Origin of the sequence: Olivibacter sp. XZL3 (genome assembly GCF_004368405.1) — a bacterium.
GTDB lineage: Bacteria > Bacteroidota > Bacteroidia > Sphingobacteriales > Sphingobacteriaceae > Olivibacter.
This window is the reverse complement of the sequence record NZ_SBJH01000053.1, coordinates 1-14,978: the sequence shown is the minus strand read 5'-3', so window position 1 is coordinate 14,978 and position 14,978 is coordinate 1. Positions and strand designations below refer to the sequence as shown.

The window sequence follows — 14,978 nt, the reverse complement described above, 5'->3', positions numbered from 1 at the left end:
GCGGAAAGTGAGGGTCTTGAACTCGCTTCCTAATTCCTTGATTTAATATCTTTTATAAGTGCTGGTTTTTTGAGGTCTCGCTAGGGTCTCGCTGAACCAACTCCTTATTATCCCTATTCCTTGTTTGCTATACAAAGATACGAAATGAACAGGTTTAAACCTTATACTTTGTGCAGTTTATAGTACTTTCAGGAGTGGCGGTTAATCAGCTGACATATATAAATAACAATCTCGTGTCAGGACGAATACTTATGTCCAAGCATATGAGTTTTCGGAAGGAATTATTGTGAAATTTTATTCGCGACAAATTTCTGTCGCGAAACGTTATTTGCGACAGAAAGCAAATCTTAATTGTCGTGAAAAATTATTATTTCAGATAGTGGCCACGAAGTGACTGGATTTCAAGGATCACTACGGTTTGATCATTGTAAACTTCATAAACGATACGATGTTCCCGATTGATCCGTCTTGACCAGGAACCGGATAGCTGGTGTTTCAAAGGTTCAGGTTTACCTATCCCCTCAAATGGATTTTCTATAATAGCGAGAATAAGTTGTTGTATTTTCTTTTGGATAGCTTTGTTTCCAGACTTTTTCCAGTAGTTCAAATCCTCAACCGCCTGTGGCGTATAGATTACTTCCATAAGTCTTCCACTGCTATTTTAACTCCTTTGCCATTTTTGACGTCTTCCCGGCCATCGAGAATTTTCTTGACGAAGTCCGGATCATATGGACTTTCTGAATTAGTTTCAAAATCCATTTTCAATGCCTTGGCAAAAGCTTTAATAGCCTCCAATTGCGTTTTGTTCTTAGGACGTATAAGTATGGTATCCATGATGCAAAAATACTAAATTTTCTGTAAAACGTAATGGTTATTGCTTAATGTGAAGTCATTTACGCGGTCATTTTCAAACAATTGTATGTAATTGAGGCCGATTCCGTAGTCCTGCTCCGTCAGTTGCTTATGCTTAGGAAAGACGATTTGTTTCTTCGTGTTCAATTTCTTTAAAATGATTGATATAGCATTCAATAATAAGTCTTTTGATTGAAAGAACAAACACATATTTCGAGTTATGGTTAGCTTGGATCAGGTTACGACTTTTTTGTATATTCGAATCAAATAACCAATTTTTGAAATCATAAGCTTCACCAAATGGAAAATAGCGAACTGTTCAGCGAAAAAATAACAAAAGGATCGCGGACTTATTTCTTTGATGTCAAGAGTACAGAAGGTGGTGATTTGTATCTTTCTATTTCAGAAAGTAAAAGAACAGATGAGGGGTTTGAACGCAATCGGATATTGGTTTTTGAAGAGGATTTCAACGATTTCAAAGCTGCTTTTAATCGTGTCGCCAAAAAACTTGTTTCTGAAAACAAAAGCTACAGTTTGGACAATATCCGGGAAAAACATCCGCAGGCGTATCAGCCTTGGTCTTTGGAAGATGATGAAAAACTGGAAACGTTGTTTTGTGAAGGCAAGTCGGTAAAAGATTTGGCTTTCGTATTCGAACGAAACGAAGGAGCAATCAGGTCCCGGATTAAAAAGCTTGAATTGAAAGAGAAATATGGATGATTTTATCCTTTAGATTAATCCGGTCATCGACTAACCTGTCCTGTGCTTTATATTTTCGTGCAGCTTCATTCGATATACCAATTACTCTTTGTGGGTAGCTCGGATTCTTTCAAACCCAATTTGATGGACGTAAGCGGATTCAGGCTGTCTTTTAACTTCTCTAATCCCTTTCCCTGATAACCGTTGTTTTGCAATACAGCGCCTACCAATGCCCTCACCCTGGGCGGATAGACCAAGGCATATTTAACCAGTGATTCGGTTTGCTTGGTATCTAACTCCTTCAAAATAGCACTTAACCTCCGAATTGCCTGACCAGTGGAACTATCGGGAATGCGTTTGATATCTTTAAACGCGTCCAACAATCCCAGAATAACGTAATTACTGTCGGTTACTTCAGCATAGCTTTTTACAGCATCAGCCTTTAAAGCCCCCCGATTGATATTGATACGCTTGCTTCGACTGGCTATCTTGGTACGGAAAGCCATTTGCGTGGTTAGTCCCAAGCGATTGTATAGGGTTGTGCCGGTTTCGTAAGCTATTCTTTTGCCGTTTTCGAACAGATAAGGCCGAAGCATTTCACTGTAATCGGGTGTTAATTCACCGAATACGGTTTGTTCAGGCTTATAAAACACGCCTTTAGAAACTTTCTTTATCAAGCCGCTCTTTTGCAGACGTTCCAGTGCCTTTGCCGCTGTGGTATATTCTTTTTTAGCAATACGCAAATCGTCATATCCGAAGGTCTTTCCATCAGGTAGCTGCGTGATTCTGTTACGTATTTGTGTTGCCAAAGCCATTATGCAAATATAATAATTATTTATAATGTCAAGTTTTTGGCGCAAAAAACTTGACATTTATTATTTACGGATTGCAAATAGCAAATAAACTATGTTGAGTGGCCGTTTTTTTTGCAGGAGTGCTAAATTATTTTGATTACCGCGTCTCTTTCCAAACCTAAATACACACAAAGTTCTTCAAGCGTAACGACCTGGTGCGGTTGTTTGTTATTAGCCTTTTTGATGGTATGATGGATCCTCAAACTCTGTCGATAGCTTTTGCCGGTGATCCTGGCAATGTCTTTCGGATAAATACAGATTCTTCTCATCTTCTATACTTTATGTACGCTTTATCTACCGAGTTGATATTAAGGTAAGTCGGCGTAGCTGTTCATCATTTTGATACCAAACTTGGTAACAAGTTGGGGTAAAGTTGAGGTGGAATCTTTGTTGCAATTTACAAATAATACTTAGGAAGTATGTGACCATATTGACCTATAAATGTCAGATGGTATAGCCTGTCTTCTTTCAGGAGATAATAATCACAATTTTCGTTTTGTATTCACTGATCAGCTGCAGCAAAGGTGAGTTTAAAATGGTGAAAAATGGCAAGACAATCAGGTATTATTAAATTGAAAGGTACTATCGGGGATATTACCTTCTACAAAAGCAAAGATGGCTTTTTGGCCAGACAAAAAGGTGGAGTTGAAAAAGAACGCTTTTTAAGTGACCCTAAGTTCCAGCGGACGCGGGAGAATGCCGCTGAATTCGGAAGGGCGGGCAAAGCCAGTAAGGCATTTTGCACGGCTATCCGTCCTGTACTAAATAAAACACAGGATTCGCGGATGATCTCGAGACTGGTCAAATCCATGATGCAGGTAATCAAAGCGGACCAGGTAAGCAATCGTGGCCAGCGTAATGTGCTGGATGGCGAATTGGTTCTACTCCAGGGCTTCGATTTCAATGGCAATGCGCGTTTAAGCGCAACAGTGTATGCTCCCTACAACGCGTCCATTGCGCGTGCAACCGGACTATTGGATATCAATGTTCCGAGCTTCACGCCGGACAGTCAGATCGTAGCACCGGGAGGCACCACGCATTTCCGCTTGATTTCAGCAGGGGTTGAAGTGGATTTCGAAAATGAGACCTTCGTACTGGCGCAAAGCAGTTCAGGAGAAATAACGTTTGATAATGTAGCTTCAGAGGCAGTGAGTTTAAGCAACGATCTCGGTGTGACGAACTCGACCAAACCTTTATTCCTAGTTTTTGGTATCGAATTTCTACAGCAGGTAAACGGATCTTTCTATGCCCTGAACAATGGCGCTTATAACGCATTAAGTTTGGTACTGGTTGATACCGGTATCGATTCAGGAGAAGATGTTGATGACGGTACAGGAGGGGAAACAGGTGAATAATGATGGTGGTGGTTAAACTGTTGCGGACTTACAGTGCACAGGGTACAAATGGTGAGGTCTGGATAGACGGCGAATTGATTTGTTATACCATTGAACTGCCCTGGCGCAATAATGTCCGCAATATTTCCTGTATCCCGGAAGGAAGCTATCCATTGGCCAAGCGATACAGTAAAAAGTTTGGCTGGCACATCGCTGTAAAAGAGGTACCGGAACGCAGCGCGATCTTATTCCATCCGGCGAATGATGCGAAGAAAGAACTAAGAGGATGTATAGCACCGGTTAGTCAACTATCGGGTGCCGGTATGGGAACACTGTCACGATTGGCATTTGACAAACTCAAACAATGTATCTACTCGGCATTGGATCAGGGAAAAGAAGTGAATTTGGTGATTTTAAAAAAGGAAGAAAAATGAACGTAATAGAAAGAGCGCAAGCGCCCACCCCCAAGTTTTTTAAGACCCTGCGCAGCATAGGACTGATTGTTGCAGCGATGGGAGCAGCAATCGCGACCGCCCCGGTAGCCCTACCGGCGGCAATAGTTACCATTGGAGGTTATCTAACCGTGGCCGGTGGTGTGCTATCCGCTATCAGTCAGGTTACGGTAGACGACAAAGAAGCAAAAGAAAATCCGGAGGAGGTGCCCGATGAATAAGTCTGCAATCGGCATGGGCACCTGTGGCGGTTTGCTCATGGGGATTTTCCCCACACTGATCATTGGCGATATCATCCGCACGGTTTTGCTGGCAGTCGTTGGTGCAGTGGTCAGTTTTTTTGTATCTTTATTGCTGGCAAATTTGATGAAACGCAAAAATAAATAAAGTTGTGGTGGCTTTATTCATAACGAAAGCTCGGTAGAAATGCCGGGCTTTTTTGTCTGCTTTTACTCGGTATATTGCCACTGGTTACAGTTTAAAGTGCAAGTACAACTTCGCTACATTGCATCTAATCCTTTTATATCAGTGTTCCTAACGTTGAGCTTTGCACAAATGTTCCATCCGAGCACTACAGGTGCCAAATTGCCAAATCGATGTAAAGCGGCTGCCCTATGTCTGTTTGAATATACATCATTTAATTACTCTTTAAGTCCAATTGGCATTAAAACTGTTGATGCAAAATGCTGAACAGAACCATTGTCCTCATGATATTGATATGGAACTTTATCAAAACCATCCCAGGCGTCTTGTAATGCCGCCAAGTATTCATTTGTTCTTTCTGGAACTCCAAAGTCAACGCCTTTAGGATTTAAAAATAATCGCTCTAACCACTGTCTTGCGGTTATTGCTGCAATGTTGTCAGGATAATGAGAAAACTTAAAGTAAGTTGAAAGTATTAAGTCCAGCTGCCTTCTTCTAAACCCAACAGAAATTTTTGAGTTGTCCGCTTGACAAATTGAGTGAACACACCACCCTAAACATCTGATAGTATCAATTACCCGTCTATCCGTTCCCTGCTCTTTAGCCAAATTAAGCCAGTCGGTCATAATTGAGAATTGCTCGTAAATCATTTTGTGAGCAAACGAAGGGTATTCAGAGTTTTCATCGTAATCATTTGGGGAAGGAATCGTTTCTATCAGGAGGTCTGTGAAATGTCTAAAATAAAAAAGCCACATATGCCACCCACTATCTCGGTAAATAGTTTCTCTTACCATGTAGTTAAAGTAAACAATAGCAATGTATATTTTTTGATTCCAAAGTTCTGATTCTAAATCATGATCATATTTCTTTGTCAAAAATTCTTTTTGGGCTGCGTCGTGTTTTAATGACTTAACAGCTCCTTCGCCAATGGGATACCAAACATAATTATCCGATGCTGCTTTTGTGTGAGCAAAAAGTGAGAACAGAATTGGAATGTCATAATTCTTGTTCATTTCTAAAATTGAAGAGTTTGTCTCGTTCATAATTTTCAATTCCTGAACCAGCAATTGGTTTCTATTTTGAAACAAACATTCAATAAAAAGTTTGACGAGGTCTTGGTTAGATGATTTTTTTGTTTCCATTCCGCTAAAAGCGGTCGCAAAGAGCTCCGGGTATTTATTAGCCGCCATTCGAACAAAATTTTCGTTTTGAATAATGTGCCCATAAACCCATGAAGCAAATAATATTCTCTGCGGTTCTACCAATTTATCATATGCTTCATCTTCGTCGGTTCGCCTTCTCAAAATAATGTTTATGCTTTCCTTCTGAGGCAAGTGTGAAATTCCTTTTAAATACTTTCGTATGTCTATAATGTGATACTTGCTTATGTAGTTTACCAAGAGGTCAATCTCATTTTCTTTTAAATAGGTTTCATAAAGTGTAATCACACTTTTTAATCGGCTTGTCGAGAAGTAGCCGAAAGAAACTTTGACAATTGGAAAGAATATTATTCCTAAAGCTATCATATAAGCCCATGTCGAACTTGGCAAACCATTGTCAATTGTGAAAATTGAAAGGCGTGGAAACCAGTTAGCCAATAACCAGTCGAAAGACATCAGATAGTGAATGAAGAAAAGAGAAGCGATAAAAACTCCAATTTCAAATTTTGAAAAGAAAAGTAAAATGAACCGCCTTTCTTTATTTGGAATTATTGCCCACACTGCAAGGGCTAATCCTAAAATTGTAAGAAAGTCGGATGGTTGCATCTATTACTATAATTTAATTCTGTTTGTTCAAAGTCCGTCAATTAAGGTTAGCACAGTCGCCGAAGAATTGACACTAACTCCCAAATATACAAAATGATCTTCTGGATATTAGGATGACCAATATTTTCTATTTATCCTTAAAAAAAGTTGTTTTCAAGTATATGCTTTAACACTATAGTGCGTACGCTATTGTATAATGCTCATTTGAGGATGTTATTTGAGATGGAAATTCACCCGATGGGAAAACTCAACTCAAAAGAAAAAGAGAAAAAAGAAAGTATTTCCTAAATGTATGCTTGCTAACAAAGCAAGTTTTTTAAGGAAAATACTACCGCCATTAAGCGGATGGAGATTTTCCTTAAAAGCTCGCCCTTGAACTTGCTGTTTAGCCAGCTCATATTATTTTTACTTTGCTTTTTTTCTTTCTATACGTGTTTCTTTTCCGTGGATTTATTTGAAAACGAAATTTGCGAAGCTTCTACCGGAAAACGGCTGGTAAATGGTTGCAATGAGCGCAGCGGGTTGCAGCCATTTACCAAGCATCGCGAGCCGTCTGCGAGTGGAGCGAGGGTGCCGGGCTAAGAGGACGTAGTACCGGGGAACGGCAAATGTAGGTGAGTTTGGCTGGCGGTATTTTTGATGTTTGGAATGGTGTCTTGGGTATTCTCAAAAATAATGACAGCCGAAAGCTCGCCTACACAAGATGGACTAGGCATAGATAGGGATTGTGTTGCCTTTGGATTTGCCTATGGCCACCGCAGCCCGAGCGACCCGCAGGCGAGCCAAACACGAGGCGGCGGTGGATGGAATGGTGCTGAATGACAGGGAACGGAATGGAGCGAAGCGAAAAGAGTACGCTGGCGTGAAGCTTCATGACAGACAGAGCAGCCGCCTATGAGGCGGACGACTGATCCGGCAAAGATGATGACAATCTGCGTAGCACCTGAAGGGCAAATAGGCGCTATTTCAATGCCTTTAAAAATAAACACATCATGAATAAGGCCTATTTGGATTGGCAACATTCTTTGCGGAAGGAGGGCGACGAATGCCTTATTTCCTGTGTGGTGGGTGTGCAATGGGTAAAAGCAAGGGTATGACCGAAAGAAGATGATGGACTGAAGGATGAAGGATATCCAGCGATTGAGGGAATACGCTTGCTGTGGGTTTCCGGAGGTGGGTGAATGCCTGGAGTGAGGCACCGAACGAAAGGCATGAACCGACCGGAGGAATTGGGTTTTGTATTTTCTTTCTTATCTTCGTTTAATCAAATTAATTTTCCTAACACTGTATTATAGAACAGATGGCTTTACCCGTTAATATTGAAGATCTTTTACATGGACATGTGGTGGAATGGGAACGTTTGGAATTTAAACGTGGGTGGAATCCGGAAGAAGTAATCCATACGATCTGTGCTTTCGCCAATGATCTCAATAATTGGGGCGGTGGATATATCGTTATTGGCATTGCTGAGGAAAACGGACAAGCTGTTTTTCCTGTAGAGGGAATTGATCCACAACGAATAGATGGCATCCAAGGTGAAGTTTTATCGCTTGCTAAGCAGCTTCAGCCAAACTATTTTCCACGGATGCAGCCATATGTGTTAAACGGGCGACACATACTCGTGTTATGGTGTCCAGCTGGTGATCATCGTCCTTATACAGCTCCAAGTACACAGGGCAAAGGCGCTCAACGGTATTCCTATATCCGTTATGGCTCACGAAGTATTATCGCCAAAGGTGAAAACCTGCAACGTTTAATTGAGCTGACGGCACGTATTCCTTTTGATGACCGTATTAATCGACAGGCTACCATAAATGATTTTGATTTGGGATTGATCCAGGCTTTTCTGCAGGAAATAAAAAGCAGCCTTTATGAGGAAAGCCAAAAAATGTCCTTATCCGAATTGTCCAGGAGCATGCATATCGCCAAAGGAGCTGATGAAGATCTTTATCCCGTTAACGTCGGCTTATTATTTTTCAATCGTACACCCGAAAAGTTCTTTTCCCGCGCTTGGATTGAGCTGGTGGTTCATCGGGACGATAGCGGACGGTCATTTAGCGAGCATTATTTTAAAGGGCCATTACATATACAATTGCGTGATTGCCTTGCTTTCCTAAAAGCGACAGTCATCCATGAAAATGTAATCAAAGTATCGTATCAGGCCGAGGCTATCCGCTTTTATAACTTTCCTTATGAAGCTGTTGAAGAAGCACTATCTAATGCCGTATATCACAAGAGCTATGAAATCGGAAATCCAATTGAAGTACAGGTATGGCCAGATAAAATCGAAATATTAAGCTTTCCGGGGCCAATTCCACCTGTAGATGTCCAAATACTGAATCACCAAAGACGGATAGTTGCTCGGGATTACCGGAATCGTCGTATCGGTGATTTTTTAAAAGAATTGGATCTTACTGAAGGACGTGGCACAGGTTTTCCAACCATATATCGCACTATGCATAAAAACGGTTCTCCTGATCCTATTTTTAAAACCGATGGTCAAAGCACCCATTTCTTGACTATTCTACCAGCTCGTCAAGAAAAAAATGACCAAGCTAGTAATCAAGCTGGTGTCGGAGTTAAAGATTTGGTGTTTAAAGAATTAGATGATGTTGTAGCTTTTTTCAAATTACCGAGTAACCAAGCTAGTAACCAAGCTAGTAACCAAGTTCAAGAGATAATCAATAGAACGGTACATGATAAAGTTGTCCCTATTTTGGGAACTGCCATGCAGTGGATTTCTAGCAGAGATTTGCTTACTCAAATAGGCCTTAGTGTACAATCCAAGAATAAAAACCGTTACCTAACTCCACTGCTTAAAATAGGATGGCTTCAACTAGAATATCCTGAAAATCAAACCCACCCTAATCAGCGGTATAAGATTACCGACGATGGAAATAGGTATCTAGAATTTGTAAGAAAAAAATAAAAACAAATTTTATAATTTTTCATGTCATGGAAATAGAAAAGAAAATTGCAAATGAAATAGAAGGGCTTTCAAAAGAAATCTATGCTGACGCAGCAAAGCCAATTTTTTCTGAAATTGGGAAGACAGCCGGAGGTCTAACTCGAATTCTCTTATCACCGCTCAATGGACTTGTTTGGGGATTCGATACAATCGTCGAAAATTTAGACCATGCCATTTCTAAAAAGCTTAATAAAACATCTAAGGAAAAGCTTCAAACACCTCCGCCTTTTGTAGCTGTACCCGCTTTAGAGGCTATGCGATATACCGGTGATATAGAAGAATTAAGAAATCTCTATGCTAATCTTCTGGCAAATTCTATGGATATGGATACTGTTCAAAATGTACATCCTGGTTTTGTCGATATTATAAAAAATCTAACACCTGATGAAGCAAAATTACTCACCGTGTTTTTGAAAAAAGATTCTTTACCATACATAGATGTGAAGCAATTAAATGATAAGATAAGCAGGAGCTTCGTTGTTACGATTAGAATGCATACCCATATTATTGATGAATGTAAGCTTAGTCTTTTGTACCCTGATAATCTTCCCATTTATTTTTCAAATTTGATTAGGATCGGAATTTTAGAAAGCCCAAACAATTTAAGTCTTGAAGGCAAAATTTATAAAGAATTAGAAACTTGTGACTATATCTTAGAAGAAAAGAAAAATATTGAATCGCAAGGAAAAATATTTGAAACAGACCAAAGGTTCGTCAGACCCACTTCTTTTGGATATCAGTTCATTAATACGGTAGTAAGAGATAAATATTAATTTGGTCATTTCTATTAACACATAGTTTTTTACTTTACGCCCCTTCCGCGTTATTATTCACTTCCTTAATTAAACTAATCAGTTTATGTGCGCTATTGTCTTCAAACAGACCGATCACACCACTGTCGTCCATATCCGTGAATGGTGGTGAAGTCAGGCTTGCTGGGTCTAAGAAACCATTTTTCATAAAGTAACGCACGACGGTGTCTACAAATTTAATCTGTCTACTGGAGAGGTTGGCGTCTTTAATAAACCCGGCAAAGTGTTGGTTGATCGCCTCCTGATCGAGGCCAATGATACGGCGTATGAATGTTCCCAAAGGTTGTTCACCAAATTCCTGAACAAACTTCTCTTTGCTGTCTAGCGCTTCCATAATTAAGTACTGCTCTAATTGCTGCAATTCAAAAGCGTTGATCCGTAAGTTTCGGTAAAGTTTATCAATCACCAGGTGATTTTTGTTTTTCCGTATAAACGCCTCGACACGATCCTTGTAACTTTGGAGGCTTTGGAAATTTTTGATGATGTCGTATGCTGCCACCTCTTCCTCCAATAGGTTGTCCTGGATGTCAGTATAAATGGGTTTTACTGTGTTTTCTTCTTTTAGTAAATGAATAAGGTCACGAAGTTCCTTCCGGATATGTTCTATTTGGGTGATTGACACAGCTGTCCACCATTCAGCGGAAGTGACTTGACGGATCGTGGCTTCTTTTGCGGCAACAGCCGGTACATTTCTTTTCTGCAAAAGACGTTTTCCGATATCTATCATATTTTGCATGATACTGCTTTGCCTTGACGATCGGTTCAGTAGGGCCGATTGCAGCTTATAACTGTTCAGGTCGAAGCGTTTCGCCATTTCATCGGTATCGGCTGTATAGGGAATGAGACGGGAAACTTCTAACTCCAATTCCAATATGTCAGACTTAGATAGATTATTCCATTTTTCGCGAACACTGAAGCGATGTACAGCAGCTAAGTGTTTACGCACTTCATAACGTTGCTGATCTAAGGTTGCTACCTTCTTATGCAGTTCATCAAGATACGTATGCGCTAAATCCAATTCTTCCGTTGTAGCATCGCTGTTCTTCTGAATCAATTCAGCTACATATAGTTGTTCCAAAAATAAAAGCTGTGTCAGCGAACGTTGGGGAGTGGCTTGCATACCATCCGGATGCTCTCCAAAGAATTCCAGGTTTTGACAATAATCGAATATAATGAAATACTTTTTATCCTTCCCAGGTCCAAAGATATTTGGCGCTAAGCGGGTACCGCGCCCCACCATCTGCCAAAACTTGGCGTAAGATTTCACCTCTTTGAAGAAGACTAGGTTCAACACACGTGGAGCATCGACACCGGTGTCCATCATATCCACGGAGATAGCGATCTGCGGATCAATTTCCTCCTTATCATAGCAGAATTTCTCCAACAAGTCTTGCGCTTTGTCCTGATAATTATCAATCACCTGACAAAAGGTTCCAGCATATTCCGGAAAGTTTTTGTTAAAGCGTTCTTCAATGAAAACTGCGTGACGATGGTTTTTTGCAAAGATAATAGTCTTGCCTATCTTATCACCTCCAGCCACTTTTAATCCGTTTTCAATCAGATGGGCCAGCACTTTATCAATCGTATCTTCATTAAAAAGGAAGGAGTTTACTTTAGACGCTCCAATTTCAAGACTTTCCAAAGTCAGCGGGTCTTCCGCTGTCAGGCCAAGCTTCTCTTCCAGTTGCCGTTTATCCTCCTCACTTAAATCTTTATATTTCACTCCATCGCGTACCAACTTAATCGGTACAGAATAAGCTTTTGGCGGTACCAAGTAGCCGTCCTGAACGGCTGTATCCAGCTCATAAGCAAAGGTTGGTACATCATCCTCCAGCTCAAAGAACGAATAGGTGTTTTTATCCAAATCTTTTTTGGGCGTAGCCGTCAAGCCGATCAGTAGCCCGTCAAAATATTCAAAGATCGATTGGTATTTCTGATAGATAGAACGATGGGCTTCATCGATAATGATGACGTCAAAGTGCCCCACGCCATAAAAGCGTTCTTCTGACTCCACTTGATTATTGATATAGTTGAGTATCGTCGGGTAGGTGGAGAATACAACGCGCGTAATACCCGATTCCTTCTCTTTGGTCAAGTCAATGGCCGATAGGTGTGGGAGATACTCCTTAAAGGCATTCTTGGCCTGCGTTACCAAAGCATTTCGGTCAGCCAAAAACAGCACACGTTTCGCCCAGTTACATTTCGTCAGCATATCCACCATGGCCGCCGCCGTTCGTGTTTTACCTGAACCCGTTGCCATCACCAATAAGGCCTTCCGGTATTTTCCCCGCAGTTTTCCATCCCTTACCGTCACAAAATGTTCTGCCAGCCTTTGGATGGCTTCCAGCTGATACGGTCGACCGGCAATTCCGGTGTTCACTTCAAAAGCGCGAATATCCTCGCGTATTTCCCTTCTTTTTATCAGTGTCTGCAGTTCCTCTTTCGTATAAAAACCATGTATTCTTCGCGGTCCGTAAAACAGGTCATCCCAAATATAGGTCTCATAACCGTTGGTATAAAAAATGATGGGCCGTTGCCCCGTAGCTTTCTCCAAACAATCGGCATACAAAGCTGCCTGATGCTTACCCTTATTCGAATCATGCAAAGTACTTTTAGCTTCCACAACGGCTAAAGGTTTGGCATCATCATCCCATAACACATAGTCGATATAGCCCTTGCCCGAAGGATTAGTGGATTGTGGCATACCGCTTACTTCATACTCGATATCGCGTGGTTTCTTTAGGTCGCTCCAACCTGCTTCACGCAGATAAAGGTCAATTAAAAACTGACGTGTCTCAAATTCAGACACCAACCTCGGCGGTTCGGGTAGTGTCGCAAAATGTTGTGCCCGTTCTTCCTTTTGCTGTGTTAGTTCACGTTGTAAAGCTTCAATCTGCTGGCGGAGAGACACATTGGCAGCCAAAGCACGTTGTTGTTCCAGGTAAGCTTCCTCCGCCCGTTGTTTTTCCGCTTCCGCACGCTGCTCAAACTGCCGGATGCTTTCGGCGTTAATATCCTTGGTCTCTCCTTTAGGTATGAGCTCCTCGCTAAATACAGGAATTTGGGGTACTTTATTGCCGTAGAATTTCGCTAGCCAAGCTAAAAATGAAAAACTATATTTTAGTACCTTCAGCGCTTCAGTTTCCTTGATGGTCTTTACCCGGTTACTGGAACCGCCATGTGCCGCCACATTCCCCAATAAACGGATGGCATTCAGCTCCTCCCAAACAGAAGGGCGGATACTTTCTTTAAAAGAATCTTCGTTAAGTAGACTGTTGATCGACTTATCCAACGGCATCTCAAACTCTTCATCGTTTTCGTACAGCCAGAACAAGGTGAACTCCAAGGTGGAACGACAAAGCAGTGCAGCGTATCTTGGGGCAGAAAAAGTAAATTGTTCAGCCTGTCTAATTTCGTCATATATCCGTGGAAACTCTTCCGCAAGAAAGTCGAAGTTTGATGCCATTTACCTGTTTAAAAGATGGTTTGGTTTAAAGGTAACAAATATTTGGTTGAATATTGGCAATTCGAGATATGAAATCAATCAGTATGTTGTCCAGGAGCAGTTCCTGTTTTCTTCAAAATCTCTTTTGGATTGACAACAGGCAGAAAAGCTTTATCCTTATATATGGTATTTTGTACATCGCTGGCAAGTAGAGCTCTAGCATGGGTGTGGGCTAAACTATACAACGTAACCATCAACTCATCGGGGATATCGACACTATCCTTTTCAGCTGACACGTGTAGATTAGTTACTATATATTTTGTCCGCCCTATATGTTCTATTAATTCTTCCTCTGTATCCGGATTATAAAAATTGGATATGACGTCAAAAATAATTTCAGTCTTGCTATCATCAATAGCACTTATGCTCATACTTACTTTTCCCGAAATTTTTAACTTTTTAAAATCCAGCTCATCGGGTTCGCTTATACTAATCTTCTGTGTTTTTACCTGAACAATACGATAAGCAATTTGTTCCTCCTGTTGCATTTTCTTCTTCATCGATTTAGTAAGCTATGCTATATTCGTTTTGTGTATGCGCAGCAATTGGGAATTGGATAATCTTTGTATCTTCTTTTTTAAATCGAAACACTTCAAATTCATCTACATTTTCGGAATAGAATGCATCATATTGTTTTTTATGTACATTTTCGACTTCTTTGATATAGTCTATAGTATCCTCAAATTTTATATTCGGTATTTTACCAATTTTTAGCGCGATTGAAAATAGCTTTTCTAAGCTGAAGTTAATTTCTCCACTGTTCAATATTTGCGATAAACGCCCTTTTGATATGTTTAGATAAGCAGCAAAATCGGTTCTATTTAGCTGATGCTTGTCCATATAATTTACCATCGCATCGTACATAAGGTTATTTACCTCTTCCACCCAATAACTTGGTTGTTGAATGATCTCTATAACTTTATTTTCCATCATAGTACTCTCTTAAAAGACTCACTATAGCATTAATGTCTTGTTTTTGCGTGCTTTTTTTTCCACCCGTCACAATTATGCGTCCAGTCTTCTCTTCATGGAAAAAATATATTCGAATTTGGTTTTTCTTTGCTTCGTACAATTTACACTTCGCTGGAAGCCTTTTATGCTCAATAATATTGATCTTAGTTACGGGTAACCGTAATAAATTTGCCGAACTTTTAAGATGATTTATAGCTCCGGCCAAATCTCCCATTAAATTACCTTCCCTTTTTATCTGATCGTAAAAATTTGAAAACACATGTAGTCTTCCCTTAGCTAGCTACATCCAAAACTAAAAAATTCCAATCAGAATTGCTATTGCTATCCTGTTGGAATGTGGG

Annotated in this window: 17 protein-coding genes; 8 read left to right on the top strand and 9 right to left on the bottom strand. The window is 40.4% G+C overall.

The window, feature by feature from the left end; all coding sequences use genetic code 11:
• Positions 1-367 precede the first annotated feature (367 nt).
• Genes EPX21_RS11460 through EPX21_RS11450 form a run of 3 tightly spaced genes read right to left on the bottom strand, consistent with a single transcriptional unit; the run spans position 368 to position 1,029 of the window.
• Positions 368-643, bottom strand: a complete 276-nt coding sequence (locus tag EPX21_RS11460; protein ID WP_134089831.1) for a Txe/YoeB family addiction module toxin — start codon at positions 641-643, stop codon at positions 368-370.
• The gene (locus EPX21_RS11455) at positions 634-834 is read right to left on the bottom strand and encodes a DUF2683 family protein (RefSeq protein ID WP_134089830.1); all 201 of its coding nucleotides are present in this window, start codon (positions 832-834) and stop codon (positions 634-636) included. The genes EPX21_RS11460 and EPX21_RS11455 overlap by 10 nt, the downstream gene beginning before the upstream one ends.
• A gap of 12 nt (positions 835-846) precedes the next feature.
• Entirely contained in the window at positions 847-1,029 is a 183-nt protein-coding gene (locus EPX21_RS11450) for a hypothetical protein (RefSeq protein ID WP_134089829.1), read from the bottom strand.
• Positions 1,030-1,152: 123 nt separating this feature from the next.
• Between EPX21_RS11450 and EPX21_RS11445 the strand changes: the two genes are divergently transcribed.
• Complete coding sequence (locus tag EPX21_RS11445) at positions 1,153-1,572, top strand: DUF3276 family protein (RefSeq protein WP_134089828.1); 420 nt, start codon at positions 1,153-1,155, stop codon at positions 1,570-1,572.
• 65 nt (positions 1,573-1,637) lie between these two features.
• On the opposite strand, the gene EPX21_RS11440 is transcribed toward EPX21_RS11445, so the two are convergent.
• Positions 1,638-2,366 (bottom strand): DUF6088 family protein, encoded by a 729-nt coding sequence (locus EPX21_RS11440; RefSeq protein WP_134089827.1) that lies wholly within the window; start codon positions 2,364-2,366, stop codon positions 1,638-1,640.
• A gap of 122 nt (positions 2,367-2,488) precedes the next feature.
• Positions 2,489-2,674: a hypothetical protein gene (locus EPX21_RS11435; RefSeq protein WP_134089826.1), complete on the bottom strand. Its 186-nt coding sequence runs from the start codon at positions 2,672-2,674 to the stop codon at positions 2,489-2,491.
• 276 nt (positions 2,675-2,950) lie between these two features.
• Between EPX21_RS11435 and EPX21_RS11430 the strand changes: the two genes are divergently transcribed.
• The 4 genes from EPX21_RS11430 to EPX21_RS22685 are packed head-to-tail and all read left to right on the top strand — an operon-like array spanning position 2,951 to position 4,578.
• The gene (locus tag EPX21_RS11430) at positions 2,951-3,760 is read left to right on the top strand and encodes a hypothetical protein (RefSeq protein WP_134089825.1); all 810 of its coding nucleotides are present in this window, start codon (positions 2,951-2,953) and stop codon (positions 3,758-3,760) included.
• On the top strand, positions 3,760-4,173 hold the full coding sequence (locus tag EPX21_RS11425) for a DUF5675 family protein (RefSeq protein ID WP_240768664.1): 414 nt from the start codon (positions 3,760-3,762) through the stop codon (positions 4,171-4,173). The genes EPX21_RS11430 and EPX21_RS11425 overlap by 1 nt, the downstream gene beginning before the upstream one ends.
• On the top strand, positions 4,170-4,412 hold the full coding sequence (locus tag EPX21_RS11420; protein WP_134089824.1) for a hypothetical protein: 243 nt from the start codon (positions 4,170-4,172) through the stop codon (positions 4,410-4,412). Before EPX21_RS11425 ends, EPX21_RS11420 begins: the two co-directional genes overlap by 4 nt.
• Positions 4,405-4,578, top strand: a complete 174-nt coding sequence (locus EPX21_RS22685; protein WP_166670739.1) for a hypothetical protein — start codon at positions 4,405-4,407, stop codon at positions 4,576-4,578. The genes EPX21_RS11420 and EPX21_RS22685 overlap by 8 nt, the downstream gene beginning before the upstream one ends.
• 254 nt (positions 4,579-4,832) lie before the next feature.
• Here EPX21_RS22685 and EPX21_RS11415 read toward each other — a convergent pair whose 3' ends face one another.
• Positions 4,833-6,380, bottom strand: coding sequence for a hypothetical protein (locus tag EPX21_RS11415; RefSeq protein WP_134089823.1), 1,548 nt, complete (start codon positions 6,378-6,380; stop codon positions 4,833-4,835).
• Between the two features lie 675 nt (positions 6,381-7,055).
• Between EPX21_RS11415 and EPX21_RS22680 the strand changes: the two genes are divergently transcribed.
• The 3 genes from EPX21_RS22680 to EPX21_RS11405 all read left to right on the top strand — a co-directional run bounded on the left by EPX21_RS22680 (position 7,056) and on the right by EPX21_RS11405 (position 10,121).
• Positions 7,056-7,202: a hypothetical protein gene (locus tag EPX21_RS22680; RefSeq protein WP_166670740.1), complete on the top strand. Its 147-nt coding sequence runs from the start codon at positions 7,056-7,058 to the stop codon at positions 7,200-7,202.
• A gap of 478 nt (positions 7,203-7,680) precedes the next feature.
• The gene (locus EPX21_RS11410) at positions 7,681-9,309 is read left to right on the top strand and encodes an RNA-binding domain-containing protein (protein WP_134089822.1); all 1,629 of its coding nucleotides are present in this window, start codon (positions 7,681-7,683) and stop codon (positions 9,307-9,309) included.
• A gap of 26 nt (positions 9,310-9,335) precedes the next feature.
• Positions 9,336-10,121: a DUF4393 domain-containing protein gene (locus EPX21_RS11405; protein WP_134089821.1), complete on the top strand. Its 786-nt coding sequence runs from the start codon at positions 9,336-9,338 to the stop codon at positions 10,119-10,121.
• A gap of 34 nt (positions 10,122-10,155) precedes the next feature.
• On the opposite strand, the gene EPX21_RS11400 is transcribed toward EPX21_RS11405, so the two are convergent.
• The 3 genes from EPX21_RS11400 to EPX21_RS11390 form a co-directional block, all read right to left on the bottom strand.
• The gene (locus tag EPX21_RS11400; RefSeq protein WP_134089820.1) at positions 10,156-13,626 is read right to left on the bottom strand and encodes a DEAD/DEAH box helicase family protein; all 3,471 of its coding nucleotides are present in this window, start codon (positions 13,624-13,626) and stop codon (positions 10,156-10,158) included.
• 74 nt (positions 13,627-13,700) lie between these two features.
• On the bottom strand, positions 13,701-14,165 hold the full coding sequence (locus EPX21_RS11395; protein WP_134089819.1) for a hypothetical protein: 465 nt from the start codon (positions 14,163-14,165) through the stop codon (positions 13,701-13,703).
• 4 nt (positions 14,166-14,169) lie between these two features.
• A complete protein-coding gene (locus tag EPX21_RS11390; RefSeq protein WP_134089818.1) occupies positions 14,170-14,598 on the bottom strand; it encodes a helix-turn-helix transcriptional regulator in 429 nt (142 codons plus the stop codon).
• Positions 14,599-14,978: the final 380 nt, after the last annotated feature.